The sequence below is a fragment of the Gardnerella sp. DNF01204 genome (assembly GCF_049244145.1).
GTDB classification, from domain to species: Bacteria; Actinomycetota; Actinomycetes; order Actinomycetales; family Bifidobacteriaceae; genus Bifidobacterium; species Bifidobacterium vaginale.
Genome location: NZ_CP058379.1, coordinates 1,602,254 through 1,621,837, shown reverse-complemented (window position 1 = coordinate 1,621,837; position 19,584 = coordinate 1,602,254). Strand labels below are relative to the sequence as shown.

General features: G+C 42.1%; 18 protein-coding genes. 10 read left to right on the top strand and 8 right to left on the bottom strand.

Features of this window, described 5'->3' with window-relative positions; genetic code table 11:
- The first annotated feature begins 2 nt into the window (after nt 1-2).
- The 5 genes from HXT46_RS06550 (at nt 3) to HXT46_RS06530 (ending at nt 3,166) form a co-directional block, all read left to right on the top strand.
- A complete protein-coding gene (locus HXT46_RS06550) occupies nt 3-809 on the top strand; it encodes a type 1 glutamine amidotransferase (protein WP_421785962.1) in 807 nt (268 codons plus the stop codon).
- 80 nt (nt 810-889) lie between these two features.
- Complete coding sequence (locus tag HXT46_RS06545) at nt 890-1,087, top strand: type II toxin-antitoxin system HicA family toxin (RefSeq protein WP_004116413.1); 198 nt, start codon at nt 890-892, stop codon at nt 1,085-1,087.
- On the top strand, nt 1,087-1,506 hold the full coding sequence (locus tag HXT46_RS06540) for a type II toxin-antitoxin system HicB family antitoxin (protein ID WP_004116411.1): 420 nt from the start codon (nt 1,087-1,089) through the stop codon (nt 1,504-1,506). Before HXT46_RS06545 ends, HXT46_RS06540 begins: the two co-directional genes overlap by 1 nt.
- A 219-nt stretch (nt 1,507-1,725) precedes the next feature.
- Nucleotides 1,726-2,748, top strand: coding sequence for an amidase domain-containing protein (locus tag HXT46_RS06535; RefSeq protein ID WP_102720873.1), 1,023 nt, complete (start codon nt 1,726-1,728; stop codon nt 2,746-2,748).
- Nucleotides 2,735-3,166, top strand: coding sequence for a hypothetical protein (locus HXT46_RS06530; RefSeq protein ID WP_257994364.1), 432 nt, complete (start codon nt 2,735-2,737; stop codon nt 3,164-3,166). The genes HXT46_RS06535 and HXT46_RS06530 overlap by 14 nt, the downstream gene beginning before the upstream one ends.
- A 132-nt stretch (nt 3,167-3,298) precedes the next feature.
- On the opposite strand, the gene upp is transcribed toward HXT46_RS06530, so the two are convergent.
- The 6 genes from upp to HXT46_RS06500 all read right to left on the bottom strand — a co-directional run bounded on the left by upp (nt 3,299) and on the right by HXT46_RS06500 (nt 8,495).
- Entirely contained in the window at nt 3,299-3,937 is a 639-nt protein-coding gene (gene upp, locus HXT46_RS06525; RefSeq protein ID WP_004114100.1) for a uracil phosphoribosyltransferase, read from the bottom strand.
- A 297-nt stretch (nt 3,938-4,234) separates the two neighbouring features.
- Nucleotides 4,235-4,897: a hypothetical protein gene (locus tag HXT46_RS06520; RefSeq protein ID WP_004114101.1), complete on the bottom strand. Its 663-nt coding sequence runs from the start codon at nt 4,895-4,897 to the stop codon at nt 4,235-4,237.
- A gap of 46 nt (nt 4,898-4,943) precedes the next feature.
- Nucleotides 4,944-6,089, bottom strand: a complete 1,146-nt coding sequence (locus HXT46_RS06515) for an NUDIX hydrolase (RefSeq protein ID WP_421785958.1) — start codon at nt 6,087-6,089, stop codon at nt 4,944-4,946.
- A 303-nt stretch (nt 6,090-6,392) separates the two neighbouring features.
- On the bottom strand, nt 6,393-6,842 hold the full coding sequence (locus tag HXT46_RS06510; RefSeq protein WP_254596655.1) for an RloB family protein: 450 nt from the start codon (nt 6,840-6,842) through the stop codon (nt 6,393-6,395).
- Nucleotides 6,827-7,114: an RloB family protein gene (locus HXT46_RS06505; protein ID WP_254596648.1), complete on the bottom strand. Its 288-nt coding sequence runs from the start codon at nt 7,112-7,114 to the stop codon at nt 6,827-6,829. The genes HXT46_RS06510 and HXT46_RS06505 overlap by 16 nt, the downstream gene beginning before the upstream one ends.
- A gap of 55 nt (nt 7,115-7,169) precedes the next feature.
- Nucleotides 7,170-8,495, bottom strand: coding sequence for an AAA family ATPase (locus HXT46_RS06500; protein WP_421785956.1), 1,326 nt, complete (start codon nt 8,493-8,495; stop codon nt 7,170-7,172).
- A gap of 369 nt (nt 8,496-8,864) precedes the next feature.
- Here HXT46_RS06500 and HXT46_RS06495 point away from each other — a divergent pair, with 369 nt between their 5' ends.
- Nucleotides 8,865-10,232 (top strand): ATP-binding protein, encoded by a 1,368-nt coding sequence (locus HXT46_RS06495; protein ID WP_246943459.1) that lies wholly within the window; start codon nt 8,865-8,867, stop codon nt 10,230-10,232.
- A gap of 89 nt (nt 10,233-10,321) precedes the next feature.
- On the opposite strand, the gene HXT46_RS06490 is transcribed toward HXT46_RS06495, so the two are convergent.
- Nucleotides 10,322-12,559 carry an RNA degradosome polyphosphate kinase gene (locus HXT46_RS06490; RefSeq protein ID WP_421785954.1) on the bottom strand — a complete coding sequence of 746 codons (2,238 nt, stop codon included), beginning with the start codon at nt 12,557-12,559 and terminating at the stop codon, nt 10,322-10,324.
- Nucleotides 12,560-13,133: 574 nt separating this feature from the next.
- Here HXT46_RS06490 and HXT46_RS06485 point away from each other — a divergent pair.
- The 3 genes from HXT46_RS06485 to HXT46_RS06475 all read left to right on the top strand — a co-directional run bounded on the left by HXT46_RS06485 (nt 13,134) and on the right by HXT46_RS06475 (nt 15,900).
- Nucleotides 13,134-13,865 (top strand): MIP/aquaporin family protein, encoded by a 732-nt coding sequence (locus HXT46_RS06485; RefSeq protein WP_285064502.1) that lies wholly within the window; start codon nt 13,134-13,136, stop codon nt 13,863-13,865.
- A gap of 150 nt (nt 13,866-14,015) precedes the next feature.
- Nucleotides 14,016-15,065, top strand: coding sequence for a glutamyl-Q tRNA(Asp) synthetase (locus tag HXT46_RS06480; protein WP_065189706.1), 1,050 nt, complete (start codon nt 14,016-14,018; stop codon nt 15,063-15,065).
- Nucleotides 15,066-15,099: 34 nt separating this feature from the next.
- On the top strand, nt 15,100-15,900 hold the full coding sequence (locus HXT46_RS06475; protein WP_421785951.1) for a YggS family pyridoxal phosphate-dependent enzyme: 801 nt from the start codon (nt 15,100-15,102) through the stop codon (nt 15,898-15,900).
- Nucleotides 15,901-15,949: 49 nt separating this feature from the next.
- Here HXT46_RS06475 and HXT46_RS06470 read toward each other — a convergent pair whose 3' ends face one another.
- The gene (locus HXT46_RS06470) at nt 15,950-16,765 is read right to left on the bottom strand and encodes a fumarylacetoacetate hydrolase family protein (RefSeq protein ID WP_421785949.1); all 816 of its coding nucleotides are present in this window, start codon (nt 16,763-16,765) and stop codon (nt 15,950-15,952) included.
- A gap of 218 nt (nt 16,766-16,983) precedes the next feature.
- Between HXT46_RS06470 and clpB the strand changes: the two genes are divergently transcribed.
- On the top strand, nt 16,984-19,578 hold the full coding sequence (clpB, locus tag HXT46_RS06465) for an ATP-dependent chaperone ClpB (protein WP_421785947.1): 2,595 nt from the start codon (nt 16,984-16,986) through the stop codon (nt 19,576-19,578).
- Nucleotides 19,579-19,584: the final 6 nt, after the last annotated feature.

Here is a 19,584-nt window from a genome sequence, read left to right as displayed (position 1 = left end):
TCATGAATGATATGAGTGATGTTAATTATATTAGTCAAGCGAATGCTACTAATAAAGCCGAAAATCGTGTATTAGATATTGTGTCGCTGTACCCGAAAGACATGAATATTTACGGTGACTATGGCAATGTGCTTACGATTATGCGTCGAGCGGAATTGTACGGTTACAAGCCTGTGCTTCACGAGTACAACGTTGGCGATGATTGGCCAAAGCGAGTAGATATGATTCTTGGTGGCGGCGGTCAAGATCATGGTCAAAGTAGAGTTACGGATGATTTATTTGCGCGCGCGGGCGCGATTCGCGAGCTTGCAAAAAATGGCGTTCCAATGCTTATGATTTGTGGGCTTTACCAGCTTTTTGGAGAGTACTTTGAGACTATTGAAGGCCAAAAGCTTAAAGGCATAGGCATACTCGGAGAGCATACGGTTGGTCAAGACGTGCGCATGATTGGAAATCTTGTTGAGCATAGCCGCGATTTTGGAGATATTGTGGGATACGAGAACCATTCTGGTCGCACAAGTTTGGAGAGTGGTACGCAGCCACTCGGCTCAGTTGATGGCGAAAATTGCGGAAATAACGGCGAAGATCATACGGAAGGTGCGCGCAAATACAACGTTATCGGCACTTATATGCACGGATCAGTTTTGCCAAAAAATCCGCGTTTGTCTGACTTTTTAATTCGTACAGCTGCGCAGAATCGTTACGGAGAATTTGCACCAAAGCAGACTAATGCTCAGCGCGCGGAGCTTGAAAAATTGGACGAATTGGCAAATCGCGCTCGCGAAGTCGCCATAACTCGTCCGCGGTAAATTAACATAGGCGTATGCGCGATTTAGTAAAAATTTGATTGATTATTTTATTTTATGCGCATAGTGTGTATAATCTTTTTATGAGATACAAAGAGATTGAAAAACGTCTTAAGAAGGACGGCTGGATACTTTTTGCACAGCGTGGAAGTCATTGCCAATTCGTACATAAAACTAAAGCGGGTAAAGTCACAGTGCCTAAACATCCAGGTGATATTAACCCATCTGTTGTTAAGTCAATTTGGCGTCAGGCGGGAATTAGTGAAGCAAAGGTGAAATGATGAAATTAGCGTATCCTGTTATTCTTACTCCATACGAAGATAATAGCGGAGGTTTTGTTGCAGAAGTCCCTGATTTGCCAGGGTGTGTAACTGGCGGTAGTAATCTTGCAGAGGCTCTGATTATGGCAGAAGATGCAGCAAGTGGATGGGTTCTTACGGAACTCGAAAGTGGTAAAACTGCGCCAAAAGCTAGCGATATTAGTGATATTGTTGTAGAAAATCCTAATTCAAAGTTGTCTATGGTTGCGCTTGATATGGATTCCTATGCTGCAAAATACGGTTCTCAGGCAGTTCGTAAAAATGTTACTGTTCCAGCTTGGCTTGACACTTGGGCACAAAAAGCTGGCATCAGCTACAGTGGAGCTTTGCGAGATGCTTTAGAAGCTTTATATGCTAAAGGAGCTGTGAATAAAGCTTAGTTGTATTATTAGCTATATTATCTGATTTGTTATGCAATATTGCAGCAATCAATTAATACAAAATAACCTGCTGAAAATTGCAAAGTGTTGCAAATCAGCAGGCTATTTAAATGTAGAACTGATGAGTATATGATTACATAGCCGCTGTGTATATTTGACAACTGGTATTTATTGTGATAGAATAGTAAAAAGGAATTTTATATAATAATGGAGTTATATATGAAAAACAAAGTTGTTTTGCATTATGCATTTATAGCTGCGCTATTTTCTATTATTTTAATATTGTCATTTGCTAATGTTGCTCAAGCTGAATCATCTGACTATAAATCAGAGACTTATGTAGATTTTCCCAAAAAGCAGCATAAGACAAAATTTCAGGGTATGTATTTTTCTTTACTAGATACTTATGAAAATCCAGAGTTAGTAAAAAAGTTCTATATTTCAAAATATTTTACAGAATTACAAAGAATACAGAGCGAAGCTATGCTTCCTTCTCTTAGTGAAGAAACAGCTACTATTTACAAGAATTCTCTTTTTAATTCCTCGCATAAAGATAACAATAATGTAACAAAAATATTGCAATTTCTAGATATATATGAGAATAAATATGAAAATAATCAGATTCTATCAGAATTGCATAAATTAGAGTTAAAAGTATTAAAAAATGAACTAACACAAAAGGAAGCTATTAATATTGCAAAATTGTGGCTTCCATCAAAGCAGGAGGTTACACCTCGCAAACCTTTACCTACTGAGAGAAATTCAGGCATAAATCTTGAAGCGGCCAGAGCATATGCGCGAGAATGGGCGTGGAAAATAAATCCAAAATATGGTGAAGAAAAAAGTAAGTTAATATTTCCGGCAGATTGCACAAATTTCGCTTCGCAAATTCTATATGCTGGTGGTATTGGTATGGATAAGCATAATGATGTATTTAAAGGGTGGTGGTGGAAAGCTAGAGGAGATCGTTCGGTTTCTTGGATTAATGCCAATGTTTTTAAAAATTATATGGGGTATGGATTTAGTACAAGTTATTGGGGAATGTTAGTAGATAATGTTAGGGATGGAGATTTTATTGGTGTTGATGAAAGTAATGATGGTACTGTCGATCACATAGGGTTTGTATTCCTAAAAAGCAACGGTAGATTGCGTATAGCTCAACACACTGAAAATTATTTAGATTGGGATAAGAATTGGTATTCATTCAATGGTGAAGGAGCTTATTATCGTGTTCGTCGTTAAATATTGGAAAGAATGGTTTTTACCATTATCTTTTGTATTTTTAGCAGTTTTATTGCTTATTAAAATGCCAGGAAAGTATCCAGCAGATTTTGATTTAAGTCTTTTGGGTGTTGTGTTAGTTTCAATTATTTCACCAATAATTCAAATGATTGTTGGGTTGTGTAATATAGGATTAATTCGTAAGAAAATATTAATTATTATTGATAGCATATTAATACTTGCTGGCTTTATTGAAATATTCTTTGGCCAATTTATTGTTGTACATGTTTTGAATCGTGGAATGGTCAAGTACACAATGGATCGTGGACCGCAAGTTAATGTTGCTACTGTTGCAGCTGCATCTATCGTAGTTGTCTCAATGGTGTTATGGAGTATTCACGAACTGGAATTTAATAGTAATAAAATTAAACGAATATGAGACCGGCAAATAATTAAAGATGTAAATACAAAAGCCTGCTGAAGCTTGCAAAGTGTTGCAAATCAGCAGGCTATTTTGTAGTTTTATTTCTAGCTTTTGATTCTAGTTTTCGTTTGATTCGGTTAGTAACTATTAATCAATTAAACCATACAAGCGATCGCCAGCATCGCCAAGACCAGGAACGATATAAGCCTTGTCGTTTAAGTGCTCATCAACAGCGCAAACAACAACCTTAAAGTCAATAGAAGGATCAATCTCCTTCTCCAGGCGTTCCAAGCCTTCTGGAGCTGCCAAAATGTTAATAGCAGTAACATCCTTAGCGCCGCGCTCTGCCAAATAATGCGTAGCAGCAATAAGAGTGCCACCAGTGGCAAGCATTGGGTCCAGTAAGAAGCACTGACGACCAGTCAAATCTTCTGGCAAACGGTTAGCATAAGTGACGATGTCGAGAGTCTGCTCGTCGCGCTTCATACCAAGGAATCCAACCTCAGCAGTTGGAAGAAGGCGAGTCATGCCGTCAAGCATACCCAAACCTGCGCGCAAAACTGGCACAACCATTGGGCGTGGGCGGTTCAAATGCTTGCCAGTCATCTTGCAAATAGGAGTTTCAATCTCGCGATCGCTAACTTCCAAATTGCGGGTTGCTTCGTATGCTTCGAGAGTTACCAATTCGGAAACTAACTCGCGGAAAATATTAGATGGTGTATTCTTATCACGCAAAACGGTGAGCTTGTGGTCCACCAGCGGATGATGTAAAACATGAAGATCCATACCTTCTAGATTAGTGCAAGTGCGGCATGTTAAGCTATCGGCGTGCCGTGACTATTTAGAAAAAATATAAACAAGTGTTAATGAAGGTTGAATTTTGTGAATTGCTGGAGAATTAAAACATACTTAAAAACGCTGACTTGCGAAAGCGCCTGTCGGCGCAAACGCCGCTCGCAGCGGCAAAAAATGGAGCCCGGGGCTTAAACACAAGCCAGCGTCACTTCCCGAGTATACATGCTTTTAGATTTCAGCGCGCCGCGCTGTTGTATAACAAATAAACGCAGTGTGATAACAAATAAACTAATCGAGTTTTCCAAGTCTCCACAATTTAGCTCCATTAGCGAAGCATAAGGAAAGTGCATGCATGTTTGCGGATTTGTGTAAAACGCTAGCAAGACGCTGTGAATCATCTCTTTTGGAATCGTTCATCTTCTGTGTTAATTTTTTCGCGTAAGAACGCATTCCGCACGAAATAATCGCAGTAAACGCAGAAGCTCGATATAGAGCAACAGCAAAATCGCCCGTAAAAGCACCAGAAAGAATAGAATCCGCGAGTCGCGCAATATCTTCTCCTGTAGGAGATTCGTCAATTCCAGTAATTGCGGAAGCGCTAGTTGCAGAGGGTTCTCCAAGATTCCAATACTCCGCATATGCTTCTCGCTGCTTACGCAAAGACTCCCTAAGCAAATATAGCCTAAAAAGCATTCCAGGAAGCGAATCTGGTTGCGCTTGACTCCACAAGTCTGCGATGACCTCAATACCCTCATTCTCAACCAAATTCAGTACGCGTTCCACAATCTCTGGAGATTGTGTTTTATGCACGCGGTTAAGCAGAACTGCTGCTGAAGTGTGGCTGATTTCGTTTACAATTTGTGGATCTGTGCCGCCTTCAATTTGCGCGAGCATTGCAGGATCCATTTGTGCAGGTCTGCTTGGGCGACTTGCACCTATTGGACTTGGCATAAAAGCAGATCTGCTCGAATGGATAGAACTCGATTGTGAATTAAGGCTAGTAGACAATTGGTAACACCTTTTCAATATCAATAATGCGAGCGCCTTTAGAAGTATTGCTAATATGCAAAACTATTGCGCTACCAGTAGGCATGTATGGAGATTTTTGGCTAAGTATACGTTTATGTGCTCGCGGTTTTGTGATTCCTCGCAAATAGTCAAAGAAAGTGCCGATAATAGGGCGATGCAAACACATAACTGTTGAATTGTTAATATTTGCTTCTGTGTTTTTTGCGTTGCAATCAAGATTTTGTATTTCACTTATAAGAACAGATAATGTAGATTTTGGTTTATCCTCATGATGGTCTTCAGTAAGTTCCGCAATCTGTTCTATAGAAAGAGAAGAATCGTGTGCAAAAGTTGCAACAGTTTCCACGCAACGTTTCCAAGGTGACGAGACAATTCGATTTGGAGCATAGCAAGCAAGCTCACGACCTAGAGCGTAGGATGCTGCAGATCCAAGAGGAGTGATTGGACGAGTTGCTTCGCTGCCTTGCCATGATTTACGTGATTCAGCTTTTCCATGTCGTACTAGTATCAATGTCTTATATTCAGTTTGACTAGCGTGTAGCTTTTCAAGAAAAGCATCTAAAACTTTTCTATCGCTATCGTGTGTGAGTTTTTTGCGAGCTTTAGAAGGAGTAAGCCATATAACATTGCCAATTTCAGTAGGTTTTGCTGGTTTTATTGGACCAAATGCTGGTAGTCGCTTCATTGCGGCATTCTCGTCTATTTCGCGCATCATCCAGTAGTGAATTCGCTTAACTACTTCTGTTTTGTTGTTGTTTTGTGAACTGTTTTTCGCACCGCTTTTTGAGATTGATTTTTTGCCTTCGTTTTCAAGCGGATATTCTATTTGTGCAATGTGAGGTCCTAGTGTTACTGCGTAGCCTGTTTCTTCCCCAACTTCGCGCACAGCTGTGTGACGATGCGATTCTTTTGGCTCATTCTTTCCTTTTGGCCAGCTCCAATCGTCATATTTAGGACGGTAGACTAGGCAAAGCTCAAAGTCGTCATCGCTTATCATGTTCGCTTGATTGCTTGTTTTTTTCAAGTCACTTGTGTTTGAGCTGTCTATTGTATTTCGCTTGCGATAAATAATTCCGCCAGCCGCCTCAACGTATCGCGTCGTTACTACACTCATATTCACTATTTTAGCGGTTTTCTTTCGCAACTTTTAGTTGTGCCTGGTTATTTATTACGATTCGTTTATTCGCTTATTTGGTTAGAGTCAATTTAGTTGCTGGTTTTCGCATATTTACGTTGCTTACGTTTATCACAGTTATGATAGTGATAAAAGCGCTGTGACTGTCATTTTAACTTCCGTGACTGTGATAATTCACTCCATAGACGTGATGACTCATCAATATTGCGCCATCATCTCACCCACATCTAGATTATTGCTGTTAATAACAGTAATGAAGACATATGTAGTTACATCATTAATTCACAATTTTTCTGACAAATCTATTCCTGATACACGCTTGCATTCATTTAATATTGTTTCTACTATTTCTGGAACATCTGTCCAAGGAGCGTAGTTTGACTTTTGAGTTACTGAAGGGTGATTTTTGCGATTTTCTATCTGTTCGGTTTGCATATGCTGCTTTGCGTTTTTAAAAGCATTCTTATAGTTTCCAGTTAATTTTTCTAATTGGATATGCTTATTTTTATTCCCAGTAGTGTTGTGAAGTAGCCCAAGTTCTTTTGCTTCTTTTTGGCAATCTCGCGTTTCTGTGCAAGAAAGAGGACAGCTTTTTATATGGTCAATAAGCCATACTTCGAAGCAAGGGTTGGAAATTACTAATTTTATCTTCCCACAAGTTGAATCCGACTTAGATTGAGCTTGTTGAATTTTTTCTCCAAATTCATCAACGTCTGTTACAACCCATACCAGTGTAAACGGATTGTAGTTTTCTTTTTCGCTTCTTTGCAGTCTAATCTCTCAAGTTTAATCGCATAATTTGTTAAAGTGAGTGGATCTACGCCCTCTTTTTCTATGTTAATTGATTTATGAATATCCCATGATGTAGCACAATATTTACTTACTTCTGATTTTATATAGCTAAAATACTCAAACTCTGTAACTACACCGCCACAAACAATGAGGAATCTTTTATTTCGTTTCGACTGTTTCTTCGAACGGCCGTGTGATGGAACATGAACCATAGCCCGCTCCTCATGAATACTAGTGTTTTATATAGTTTTGAATACTGGTAGTGTTTTAGATTCTGTTAGTATTTGTAAGTATTTCCGCAAAAACATCATATAGAGACGGTTGTGGTGCTGAAGCGTATATGTTGTGTTGATAGTTTTTACCAAAGTTTACATTGCGGTTTTCCCATTCCGTAAGTGGATGTAATGAAGATTCGCCTAATGTATTTTTCTCTATAAACCAAATTTGATCTCTGTCGAGAATAGTTTTGTCGGTTCCAGAATTACTAATAAGACTTAAATCGTGAGTAGTAAAAATTAATTGCGATTGGTTAGGATTCGTTTCTGGATTACTGTAAAGCTTGAGTATTTCAGACACGAATTGCATGCTTAGACTTGTGTCGATTTCATCAATTAGAAGTATGGAATGTTTTGATAATGCATCTATAACGAAAGCAAATAGCAATAATGCTGTTTTAGTTCCTAAAGATTCAAAATCTTCAGGAAGTTGGCAATCTTTTTGACCAGAATGTGTAAACATTAAACGTGAAACACTGAATTTTTGCAATTTTTCAGTGTTTTCAGAAGTGTTATCTGTAAGTTTATTGTTGTCTCCGTCAAGTTCATTAAGAAGATTTGCGAGTCTCGCTAGTTTTTCTGATTGTTTAGCATCTAGCTGTTCGGATTGGACTGTTACACCTTTTAATCCTAAATCTGCATATTTTAGCAACTTGCTAATATTGGATGCAAAATCTGGATTTTCTTGTAAAACTGTTATCAAATTATTGGAATACTTATCAAAGTCAACTGTTCTGCATTGCTGTGTAGAAGTTATTTCTTCGTATGCAGCTTGCAATGTTTGTACACCTGATGCTGCAGCTGCAGATAGAAATAATGCGTTGTCTCTTGTAATTTTTTCTACAGTTTTTCCTATGGCTTTTAGATTTGAGCCAAATCGCATTGGCTTGCCATGCTCTCGTTCAAACAGCACAGTTTTTCTATTTGTTGTAGAGCGGAAAAGCCATAGTGCCTCTTCAATAATGTAATCATTATTGAAGGTAAACCAATATTTATATCTGTTGTTATCTTTTGCAATAAATTCTATAAAGAATGTTGACGGTTCATTTTCAGACTCTTTATTTAAAAGAAAAGGGAGTGCATTTATTTTTGAATTTGAGTTACCGGCCTTGAAGCTTCCTTCCACAAAATTTTTTAGAAATGTTATGCATTTTAGCAGATTTGTTTTCCCTGAGGCATTTCCTCCGTAAATGGCTGCAAGAGTTGATACATCTGGATGGGGCCACGAACTGTTTTTTGCATGTACGGTTCTTTGCATGCTGAATTGTTGCGATTGACGAAAACTTAGCGCGTTTTCTACGCTAAAATTAAGCAACATAGTGGTCTCCAGTGCTAAGTTTGCTATTTAACCAAAAATAGCATCAATTTTTTGATTATTATCTACTATCTACAGCGATATATCTTATATAAGAATATCGTAAAATATCATATTTGCAATCTACAAATAGTTTTTTGTATAAAATGTACATAAAAGTAGTTGAAAATTTAAAGAATAAGATTATTGTTCTCGCGCGTGTAATTGACTTGTACTAAAACATTGGCAACACTAAATTCCCAAACTTACAAAAACTGGCAAATTATGGCGTAAAAAACATGCCAAAACTGGCAAATAATTGCTCAAAAAACCTCCTAAAACTGGCAAATAATGCTATAATCGTTGTAATATCAACATTAAAAAGAGTAAGCCATGGAACGACTAGCATTACAAAAATTAATCGCCTGGAATAGCAAGCCGAATCGCAAGCCGCTAATAATATGGGGTGCGCGCCAGGTTGGCAAAACGTATCTAGTAAAAGAACTTTTTGCGGAAAAATATTATAAAAATAGTTATATTTACATCGATCTTAAAAAAGAAGATGAGGTTCGTAACTTTTGCGAAAGCACAGCAAACGCAGAAAAGATTATAGAATACTTGTCTTTGCGATTTTTCAAGGCTATAGATGAAGGCACTTTGCTGATTTTTGACGAGATCCAAGAATGCCCAAATATTATTTCGTCGCTTAAATATTTTTGCCAAGATTTTAGAAAAATTCACGTAATTGCAACGGGTTCAATGGTGCGAATTAAATTGCATCGCGAAGCTCACAAGCAAAATTCGTCGAAATCAGCAGTTGGTCAATTCCTCTTTCCAGTAGGCAAAATTGACCAGATAACAATCTATCCAATGACTTTTGGTGAGTTCCTACTAAACAATAATAGTCTTCTATATTCAAAGGTGCGCGAAGCCTATGATTCTAAGCAAGCGCTGCCTACAGAAATTCACAATCTTGCGTTAAATGAAGTGTATAAATATTTGCTGATTGGGGGTATGCCAGAAGCAGTACAGGCATACATTGAACGTAAAGATTTACTAGAATCGCGTGAGATTTTGCGCTCGCTTTATGACAATTATCTTGCAGATATGGAGTTGTACCAAGCAAGTAGCGAATCGATTTTAAGATCTCGACTTTTATTTGAGAATATTTTCAGAGAGCTTAACAAGGAATCAAAAAACTTTTCAGCTGGTCTTATTAAAAAAGACAGTAGAACTAGAGATTTTGCGACGTCCATTCAGTGGCTGCTTATGACTCATATTGTTAATCAGTCATTCCAACTCAAAGAGCATATAACCACGCCGCTTATGCAAGAAAACGAAAGTAATTTCCGACTATTTTTGTGCGATATTGGCATGTTCTCATATCAAAGCGGAGTTAATGCAGCATCTTTTATTTCAAACGAAAGAGACAATACGCTATCTGGTATTTTCTTCGAAAATTACGTTGCAAACGAACTTAGCGCAAATGGTTTAAAACTGTTTTATTGGCGCGGAAAATCAGATTCAGAATTGGAATTTATAATTGAATCAAATAACAAACTTTTTCCGATTGATGTTAAAAAAGGCAGAGGAACTCTTAATTCTCTAAATAAGTTTGCAATGCACAACAAGTTTGAGTTTGCAATAAAAGTTTCTAAAAATAATTATGGCTATGATGCAAATCAGAAAATCGCGACTATGCCATTTTATTTTATGACGTTCGTGGCTAGCGATTTGGCTGAGGGAACGCTTGAGATTTAGTCAGATTAGAAGGAGCAATAAATACAACAAGAGCCAGAATCATATTTCTGAATCTGGCTCTTTGCCTATTGTTTATTAGTTACTCGCAATCAGTTCACACCTCGAGGTTTGCGTGTGTGAGTATGAATTAGATATTCCTGACTGTCGACTAGAGGACGACCTTCGGAATCGCGAGAATGTAGCGTGTATGTGCCATCTCCATCCATCCACCAAGAAACTGTTGAATCAGCCATTTGCAAATCAATGTATTGAATCAACGCCTCCACCTGGTCTGGAGCGCTTATGCGAACCAGTGTTTCAACGCGGCGATCAAGATTTCGATGCATCAAATCGGCCGAGCCAATCCACACTTCTGGGCCACTTGCAGGACCATCGCCAATTTGCGGACCGCAAGAATTAGAAAAAGCATAGATTCGGCTGTGCTCAAGGAATCTGCCAAGAATAGAGCGAACTCGAATATTCTCGCTCAATCCTTCAATGCCAGGCTTTAGCGAGCAAATTCCACGCTCAACAATGTCAATCTTTACTCCAGCTTGAGCCGCGCGGTACAAAGCGTCAATCGTCTTTTCGTCAACAACAGAATTGACTTTAATCTTAATCCACGCTTCTTTTCCAGCAAGAGCCGCTGCCTCTTCCCTGCGAATTCGCTCAATAATGCCCGTTCGAACTGTGCGAGGAGCCACAAGCAAGCGATGGAAACTAGACTTTGGAGCGTAACCCGAAAGCTGATTAAACAAGCGAGTCAAATCTTGACCAACTACAGGATCGCAAGTAAGCAAGCCCAAATCTGTGTAAAGGCGAGCCGTCTTAGGGTTATAGTTGCCAGTACCAACGTGGCAATAGCGGCGCAATCCTTCGGCTTCTTGGCGAACCACAAGCGAAAGCTTGCAATGCGTCTTCAATCCAACAATGCCATACACAACGTGAACGCCTGCGCGCTCAAGCTTACGCGCCCAAGCAATGTTGGCGTCCTCGTCGAATCTCGCTTTAATCTCAACAAGCGCAAGAACCTGCTTGCCAGCGTGAGCTGCGTCAACAAGAGCGTCAATAATTGGCGAATTGCTAGACGTGCGGTACAGCGTTTGCTTAATTGCAAGCACCTTTGGATCTGCCGCCGCTTGCGCCAAGAACGCCTGAACAGAAGTAGAGAACGAATCATATGGGTGATGAAGCAAAATATCATGCTCGCGAATCGAAGCGAAAATATCTTGCGCATGGCTAGTTTCAACTTCTGCAATTTGGCGATTTGTAGTAGGAATAAACGGACGATACTTCAAATCTGGGCGATCCAGCGCTTGCAACTCAAAAAGAACCGTCATATCTAGCGGCGAAGGCAAACGATATACTTCTTCTGGGCTTACGCGCAACTGATTAGCCAGCAACTGAGACAAGAATGGGCTAGCTTCGTCGGAAATCTCAAGACGAATAGGCGGCCCAAAACGACGACGCAAAAGCTCCTTTTCCATAGCGTTGAGCAAGTTTTCTGCATCGTCTTCCTCAACGTCAATATCTTCGTTACGCGTAACGCGGAAAGATCGCGCTTCTTTAATAATCATTCCTGGGAAAAGCGATTCCAAATGTGCTGCAATCAACTTTTCCATAGGAATAAAGCCGTAGCGCTCTTCGCGACCCTCTTCGTCGGTTAAATCGTCAACTGGAACAAGACGATTCAAATTATCTGGAATCTTTACGCGAGCAAAATGCGATTTTCCAGAATTTGGATTCTCTACAATAACAGCCAAGTTAATAGACTTGCCAGAAATATATGGGAACGGGTGTGCAGGATCCACTGCAAGTGGCGTTAATACTGGGAAAACCTGCTTGCGATAATAGTCTGAAAGTCTATCTTTTTCGGATTGCGTAAGCTTGTCCCAACTGAGCATAACAATGCGCTGCTTAGCAAGCTCTGGCAAAATGTGGTCAATAACATAATGCGCATGCTCATCTTGACGACGATGTGTAACCTCGCTAATTGCTCGCAACTGCTGACGCGGGCTAAGCCCACTTGCAGCGGTTACTGCGATTCCTGAGTCGATTCTGCGCTTTAAGCCTGCAACTCGGACCATAAAGAACTCGTCTAGGTTGGAGGCAAAGATGGCTGCAAAATTAGCGCGTTCAAGAAGTGGTAAATCGGTATTTTGCGCTAACTCAAGCACGCGACGATTGAACTTTAACCAGCTTAATTCTCGGTCAAAGAAGCGATCTTTTGGCAACGGTAGCTCGCCCTCACGAGCTTCACGCTTTTCTGCCTTTTCGTCTTCGGCGATGTGCTCTGCAATTTGACCGCGCAGAATCGCCTTTGAGGGAGCGTCAAAAATTTGTACCATACTCCGTAATTGTATGCACTGTAAGGGATGTGCGCGACTGAGTGTCGGCAGCTATGCGGCTCGACACGCCGATAATTGCAATATGTGAACGCATCTGAACATGACAACCATTGCATATTCACAAAATGATGCAAAACCATCTATTTTTTATGTGCGAATGAACACTAATTACAATATGCGAACAAAGATGATTTTGTACTTTACTAAAGAACAAAAAACAGTAATAATAAGAATCACAAGAACAAATTAAAAGAGCGGTAGACCACAGAAAATGTATGGATGTTAGATTCCAATTACGTTGGACGGATACATAAGACTTTACCGTTGCAACGAGGATGTTGTGCAGATAGAACCGCTGAAGATTGTTTTTGTAAGTAAGAGGCTCGCCAGTGTGGCGGGCCTCTTTTGATATATGACTATTTGATATTTACTCGCAGTGTCGTGTTCATAGGGGAAACTATCAAAGAATAATTGTTGGAATAATAATTGCTGGATTCATTTTCTTAGCTTCTTTGAAAATGAGATGTGGTACAAAAGCAAAAGCAGCAAAACAATTAAGAAGGATCGAAGGACCATGCAACACTCATTTACAGTAATGTTGGCAGCTGAGTTTATTGGAACTGCCATTCTTATGATTTTTGGCAATGGAGCCGTTGCCAATGTTGAACTTAAAAACACTAAAGGTCATCACGCAGGCTGGCTAAACATTGCTATGGGCTATGGTTTTGGCGTTATGTTCCCAGTGCTAATGTTCGGTGGAATTTCTGGAGCGCACATAAATCCTGCTATGACAATTGCGCAAGCTGTTTGCGGAATGTTCCCTTGGTCAAACGTACTTCCGTATATTGTGGCTCAGCTTTTGGGCGCATTGGTCGGTCAGCTTATTGTGTACGTAACTTATTTGCCACATTACAACGAAACCGAAGAGCCAGAGGCTATTCTTGGCACGTTCTGCACTACGGATGCTTACAATAACAAGCTTAACTACTTCCTAAACGAATTCTTTGGCACGCTCGTGCTTGTTTTGTCTGCGCTTTGCTGCCTTACTTCTCCTTGGGGAGAGAAGAATTTGGCTGGAGCATCAATCGTAGTTGGCTTTGTTGTTTGGGGATTGGTGACTTCTATGGGTGGTCCGACTGGTCCTGCTTTGAATCCTGCTCGAGACCTTATGCCGCGTTTGCTCCACGCCATTTTGCCTATTCCACACAAGGGTTCTTCTCGTTGGGGCGAGGCGTGGATTCCAGTCGTAGCCCCTATTGCCGGCGCAATCTTGGGCGTGCTTATGTTTAAGTCGCTATTTGCATAAAACAGTTGCTTTTAATTGTTATTGATTGTGATTAATTGCGGTTGTAAGAAGCGCGTGATGCTAGTATGAATGCGTTACGCGCTTCTTGTTTTGCAAGTTTATGCTTTGCAAACTTGTGCTTATTAAGAAAGATATTAGAAAGACGAAATCATGTTTTCTAAGTCACCTATTGCAATTGGTCGTTTTGCGCCGACTCCTTCTGGGCGTATGCATATTGGCAATATGGTAGCAATGTTGGCTGCTTGGCTTTCTGCAAAGTCGCAAGGTGGAAGCATGATTTTGCGCCTGGAAGATCTCGATATTGCTAGAATGCCAAAAGATGCAAGCGCGCGAGTGATTGACGATTTGAAGTGGGCTGGGCTTGATTGGGTTGGTGAGCCGACTTATCAGCATGAGCGCACTGCACTCTACCAAGAAGCTCTTGATGCGTTAGAATCTTTGCAAGACGGAGACGGGAATTCCCTGATTTACCCGTGTTTTTGCTCGCGTTCCGATATTCGCGCGATTGCAGCGCCGCAAGAAGGCGACGGCTTTATACGCTATCCCGGTACGTGCAGAAATCTTCGCAAAAATGCGCAAGGCTTGGCGCAAATCGAAAAGCGTTTGCAAAATAATCAACAACATTCTTTGCGGCTTGCTGTACCGACTGCTGATTTAAACCAAGCGAATGTGAGTTTTATAGACGCGATTTTTGGTGCGCAATCGTTTAACATTAATCGCGACTTGGGAGACATGGTGATTCGTCGCGCGGATGGCGTGTTTTCCTACCAGCTTGCGGTTGTTGTTGACGATGTGCTTTCGGGAGTAAACGACATTGTGCGCGGACGCGATTTGCTGCGTTCGGCGGCTCTTCAAATTTGGATTGGTGAATTGCTTGAAAAATCGGGATTTTTTGCGGCTAACGGCGTGCATTACGTGCGTCCGCAATTTGCGCACTTGCCACTAATTGATAACGCTCAAGGCGAGCGACTCGCAAAAAGCAAGCATTCACTAGATGTTGGCGCACTTCGTGAATCTGGCTGGAGCGCCGAGCGCATGATTGGTTACTGCATGTATCTTTTGGGATATAAGAATCCTGAGCAAACTCGCCCAGCAGATATGAGCGCTGCAGATGCGCTCGCGTTATTTAAAAGCGACGAAACGCCGTGGAATTCTGTTCGCGCAAACTTAGCAGACAAATCCGTGCCCTTCCTCGACTAAACTATGTATTTAGAATGATAGATTGGGGCAATAAATGGCATATATGACGCAAAAAGATTTAGCGAATACTGAGGTAGATTGTGTTCGCGCGCGTCAAATTGCCGACGGCGTGCACAGCGTGCAAGACGCCATTGCTCAAGCCGAATCGCGTTACGGGCGCAAAGCTGGGTCTGTTACGCTGCTTGCTGCAACTAAAACGCGAGATGTTGGCGAAATTATGGCAGCGCTTAAAGCTGGAGTGCGCGTAATTGGGGAAAATCGTCCGCAAGAAATTGTTGCAAAAGCAGAAATTTTACGCAAGGAAGCTGCGCGCGAGAATTTAAGCGTTGGTGTAAACGGCGAAATTCCGCTCTACTTAATAGGTCAGTTGCAAAGCAATAAAATAAACAAAGTCTTGCCTCTTGCAAATGGGATTCAGTCGGTTGATAGCATTGATCTTGCGCAAAAAATATCTGCTCGCGCTCAAAATTTGGGACTTCGCGTAGACGTTATGCTGGAAGTGAACGTTTCGGGAGAAGTTACGAAATCCGGATGCGCGCCAGAATGCGCGATTGACGAAGCGCTCGCTATATCTAGCTTGCCGGCGCTTAATTTGCGCGGATTTATGACGCTCGGAGCGCGCGTGGATGATGAAAAAATAGTGAGAAGTGGTTTCGCAAAATTGAGAGAAATTAGAGATTGCGTGAGTGAACAACTCGCACAAGATTATGATGAAGACTCTGCAAAATTAGAGCTTTCAATGGGAATGTCTGGCGATTTTGTGTGGGCGATTGCCGAAGGTTCGACGATGGTCCGAATCGGTTCGGCAATCTTTGGCCCGCGCGCATTTGTGTAGTATTAAGTTTTGTCTAGCTTCTGATTTTCATCTTTTACTTTTATTGCCGTTACGCATGCATAATCACATTGCGCAGCGAACCAATACCATTTACATGCACAATCGCTTCGTCGCCAGCGTGCAAAGTTCCTGCTGGATACGGCGTTCCAGTCAAAATAACATCTCCTGGAAGAAGCGTTGAGAAGCTTGAAATCGCAGCAATTTGCTCTGGGATACTGTGAATCAATCGCGCTGTAGTGCCGTCAGCTTCCGGAACATTTTCGCCATTAAGCGTAAACGAGATATGCGCGTCTCGCCAATTTAGCTCGGTTGTAATCCATGGACCAAGTGGGCAAGACGTGTCGAATCCTTTTGCGCGCGTAAACATTGGATCGCTGCCTGCGCAATCACGCAAAGTCACGTCGTTTACACATGTAAAGCCAAAAACGTAGTCCATTGCCTTATCTACCGACACATTTTTGGCGATTTTGCCCATAACAACAGCCACTTCTGGCTCAAAATTCATATCGTTCGAAAAAGCCGGAATAACAATCGGATCGTCAGGTCCTATTACAGATGTGCTCGGCTTTGTAAAAATCACCATGTCTGCTGCCGTGTGACTTGACAACAAAGCAGAAGATGCGCGCTCTTCAGCAGAACGCGTATCGTAGTTTTTTGCCAATCCGTAAACTTTTGAAGGAATTACTGGTGCAAGCAGGCGCACGCCATCGGCGTCTAACTCGTAGCGCTTACCTGTTGGTTTAACTCCTTGAGGGCTTAGTGGATGGCCTTCTAGCGCTACTAAATAATCCTTACCGTCTGCTTCGTCTTTTTGAACGAAAGCGTACTGCGGAACTTCATTATACGAAAAACGTGCAATTCTCATATTTTTAAGATTACGACATATTTAATACTTAGGAAAATACTTAGGAAAAGTCGCAAGCAACCGTTGTATAAGGAAACGCCACAAACATCTTGAAAACAAAACTTGAGTGTAGTAGACTCAAGTTTTAGAAATTGACGGAATGTGGTTTGAGCGTAATTGCAAAAATTGCACGCAAATCACCTAAAATCCGCTAGATAGCGGTGCAAATGGGGGTAAATATGGAACAAAAGTTTACAACCTTAGCGCAAGATGCATTAAGCGATGCTGTGCAAAGCGCGGCGGCAGCTGGCAATGCGCAAGTAGATACGTTACATTTGGCAGATGCCTTACTTCGCCAAGAGCAAGGCGTAGTGCGCGCGCTTATTGCACAGGCTGGTGCAGATGCGCAACAAATCGGCGCTGAAATTCGCAACGCATTAGTGGCACTGCCTTCATCTACTGGCTCAACTACAACTAAGCCAGACGCAAGCCGTCAGCTTTTAGCTGCTTTAAGTCAGGCAGAAAAAGAAATGCGCGCAATGGGAGACGAATACGTTTCTACAGAGCACATGCTTATTGGCATAGTTGCAAGCGCGCCGAATGCTGTTGCGGATATTTTCAAAAAGCACAATGTTTCTGCAGACGCGTTGCGCAAGGCTGTGCCAACTGTACGCGGAGGCGCGAAAGTTACAAGCCCAGATGCGGAAGGCAACTACAAAGCGCTCGAAAAATATTCGGTTGATATGACTGCGCGCGCTCGCGAAGGAAAGCTCGATCCAGTAATTGGACGAGACCAGGAAATTCGTCGCGTGATTCAGATTCTTTCTCGCCGCACGAAGAATAATCCTGTGCTAATTGGCGAGCCAGGCGTTGGAAAAACGGCAGTTGTAGAAGGATTGGCTCAGCGAATCGTTGCAGGAGATGTGCCTACAACTTTGCAAAACAAGCGTCTTATCAGTCTCGACTTGGCTTCGATGGTTGCAGGTTCGAAGTATCGCGGCGAATTTGAGGAACGCTTAAAGGCAGTGTTGAAGGAAATTCAACAATCAGACGGTCAAATTATTACGTTTATTGACGAAATTCACACTGTTGTTGGCGCAGGATCTGCAGAAGGTTCAATGGATGCTGGCAATATGCTTAAGCCAATGCTTGCGCGCGGTGAGCTGCGCTTGGTTGGCGCAACTACGCTTAACGAGTATCGCGAGCATATTGAAAAGGATTCGGCGCTTGAGCGCAGATTCCAGCAAGTGTTTGTTGGCGAGCCGTCTGTTGAAGATACGGTGACGATTTTGCGCGGACTTAAGCAACGTTACGAAGCACACCACAAGGTGACGATTAGTGACGATGCAATCGTAGCTGCAGCAACGCTTTCAAACCGCTATATTACTGGCAGACAACTTCCAGATAAGGCGATTGATTTGGTTGATGAAGCGGCAGCTCACTTGCGTATGGAGCTTGATTCTCAGCCAGAAGAAATCGACGAATTGCAGCGCAAAGTTACGCGTCTTGAAATGGAAGAAATGCAATTAAAGAAAGCGGAAGATGCTGCTGCTAAAGAACGCTTAGAAAAGTTGCAAGAAGAATTAGCAAACTCGCGCGAAAAGCTTACTGGTTTGAAAGCGCGTTGGGATGCGGAAAAGGCTGGTCACAACAAGGTTGGCGATTTGCGAGCGCAACTCGACGCTAAGCGCGTAGAAGCCGACAAATTCACGCGAGAAGGCAATTTGGAGCAAGCAAGCCGTATTTTGTATGGCGAAATCCCAAGCATTCAAAAAGCTTTGGAAGAAGCGGAATCACAGGCTGCTAATGCTAAGAGTGAAGCGAAAGAGCCAATGGTCCCAGACCAGGTTGATGCCGATTCTATTGCAGGAGTTGTTAGCGAATGGACTGGCATTCCTGTTGGTCGCTTAATGCAAGGCGAAAATGAGAAGCTGCTCAACATGGAAAAGGAGCTTTCTAAGCGCGTTGTTGGCCAAAGCGAAGCAATCCGCGCTATAGCGGATGCTGTGCGCAGAAGCCGTGCTGGAATTGCAGACCCGAATCGCCCAACTGGTTCGTTCCTATTCTTGGGTCCTACTGGCGTTGGTAAGACGGAGCTTGCAAAGGCTCTTGCCGACTTCTTGTTTGACGACGAGCGCGCAATGGTTCGCATTGATATGAGCGAGTACATGGAAAAGGCTTCCGTTTCACGGCTTATAGGTGCTGCTCCTGGTTACATTGGCTATGAGGAAGGCGGCCAGCTTACTGAAGCCGTGCGACGCCGCCCGTATTCTGTAGTGCTTTTTGACGAAATTGAGAAGGCACATCCAGAAGTATTCGACGTTTTGTTGCAGGTTTTGGACGATGGTCGTTTGACTGACGGGCAAGGTAGAACAGTTGATTTTACGAATACGATTTTGATTATGACATCAAACTTGGGTTCGCAATTCCTTGTGCAAGAAGGCTTGGACGATGCTGCTAAACGCAAGGCTGTTATGAATGCTGTTCACGCTGAGTTTAAGCCAGAGTTCATTAACCGTTTGGATGAGCTTGTTATGTTCCATCCGTTGAGCCGCGAAGAGCTTGGTGGAATTGTGGATATTCAAGTTCGCCAAGTGGCTGCACGCTTGAGCGACCGCCGCATTAGCTTGGATGTGAGCGATTCTGCTCGAGCTTGGCTTGCAGAGCATGGCTATGATCCAGTTTACGGTGCTCGTCCGTTGCGTAGATTGGTTCAAACGGAAATTGGCGATCAACTTGCGCGATTGCTGCTTTCTGGCAAGGTGCATGATGGCGCTCGCGTAGTTGCGGATTGTGAGAATACTAGCGACCATGTAACTCTCAAGATTGCGTAATATATG

Excerpts from the sequence above, each read along its gene's own strand:
- HXT46_RS06550 (WP_421785962.1), top strand. The coding sequence starts at position 3 with ATGAATGATATGAGTGATGTTAATTATATTAGTCAAGCGAATGCTACT.
- HXT46_RS06545 (WP_004116413.1), top strand. The coding sequence starts at position 890 with ATGAGATACAAAGAGATTGAAAAACGTCTTAAGAAGGACGGCTGGATA.
- HXT46_RS06540 (WP_004116411.1), top strand. The coding sequence starts at position 1,087 with ATGAAATTAGCGTATCCTGTTATTCTTACTCCATACGAAGATAATAGC.
- HXT46_RS06535 (WP_102720873.1), top strand. The coding sequence starts at position 1,726 with ATGAAAAACAAAGTTGTTTTGCATTATGCATTTATAGCTGCGCTATTT.
- upp (WP_004114100.1), bottom strand. The coding sequence starts at position 3,937 with ATGGATCTTCATGTTTTACATCATCCGCTGGTGGACCACAAGCTCACC.
- HXT46_RS06520 (WP_004114101.1), bottom strand. The coding sequence starts at position 4,897 with ATGCCAAGTCCAATAGGTGCAAGTCGCCCAAGCAGACCTGCACAAATG.
- HXT46_RS06515 (WP_421785958.1), bottom strand. The coding sequence starts at position 6,089 with ATGAGTGTAGTAACGACGCGATACGTTGAGGCGGCTGGCGGAATTATT.
- HXT46_RS06505 (WP_254596648.1), bottom strand. The coding sequence starts at position 7,114 with ATGGTTCATGTTCCATCACACGGCCGTTCGAAGAAACAGTCGAAACGA.
- HXT46_RS06500 (WP_421785956.1), bottom strand. The coding sequence starts at position 8,495 with ATGTTGCTTAATTTTAGCGTAGAAAACGCGCTAAGTTTTCGTCAATCG.
- HXT46_RS06495 (WP_246943459.1), top strand. The coding sequence starts at position 8,865 with ATGGAACGACTAGCATTACAAAAATTAATCGCCTGGAATAGCAAGCCG.
- HXT46_RS06490 (WP_421785954.1), bottom strand. The coding sequence starts at position 12,559 with ATGGTACAAATTTTTGACGCTCCCTCAAAGGCGATTCTGCGCGGTCAA.
- HXT46_RS06485 (WP_285064502.1), top strand. The coding sequence starts at position 13,134 with ATGCAACACTCATTTACAGTAATGTTGGCAGCTGAGTTTATTGGAACT.
- HXT46_RS06480 (WP_065189706.1), top strand. The coding sequence starts at position 14,016 with ATGTTTTCTAAGTCACCTATTGCAATTGGTCGTTTTGCGCCGACTCCT.
- HXT46_RS06475 (WP_421785951.1), top strand. The coding sequence starts at position 15,100 with ATGGCATATATGACGCAAAAAGATTTAGCGAATACTGAGGTAGATTGT.
- HXT46_RS06470 (WP_421785949.1), bottom strand. The coding sequence starts at position 16,765 with ATGAGAATTGCACGTTTTTCGTATAATGAAGTTCCGCAGTACGCTTTC.
- clpB (WP_421785947.1), top strand. The coding sequence starts at position 16,984 with ATGGAACAAAAGTTTACAACCTTAGCGCAAGATGCATTAAGCGATGCT.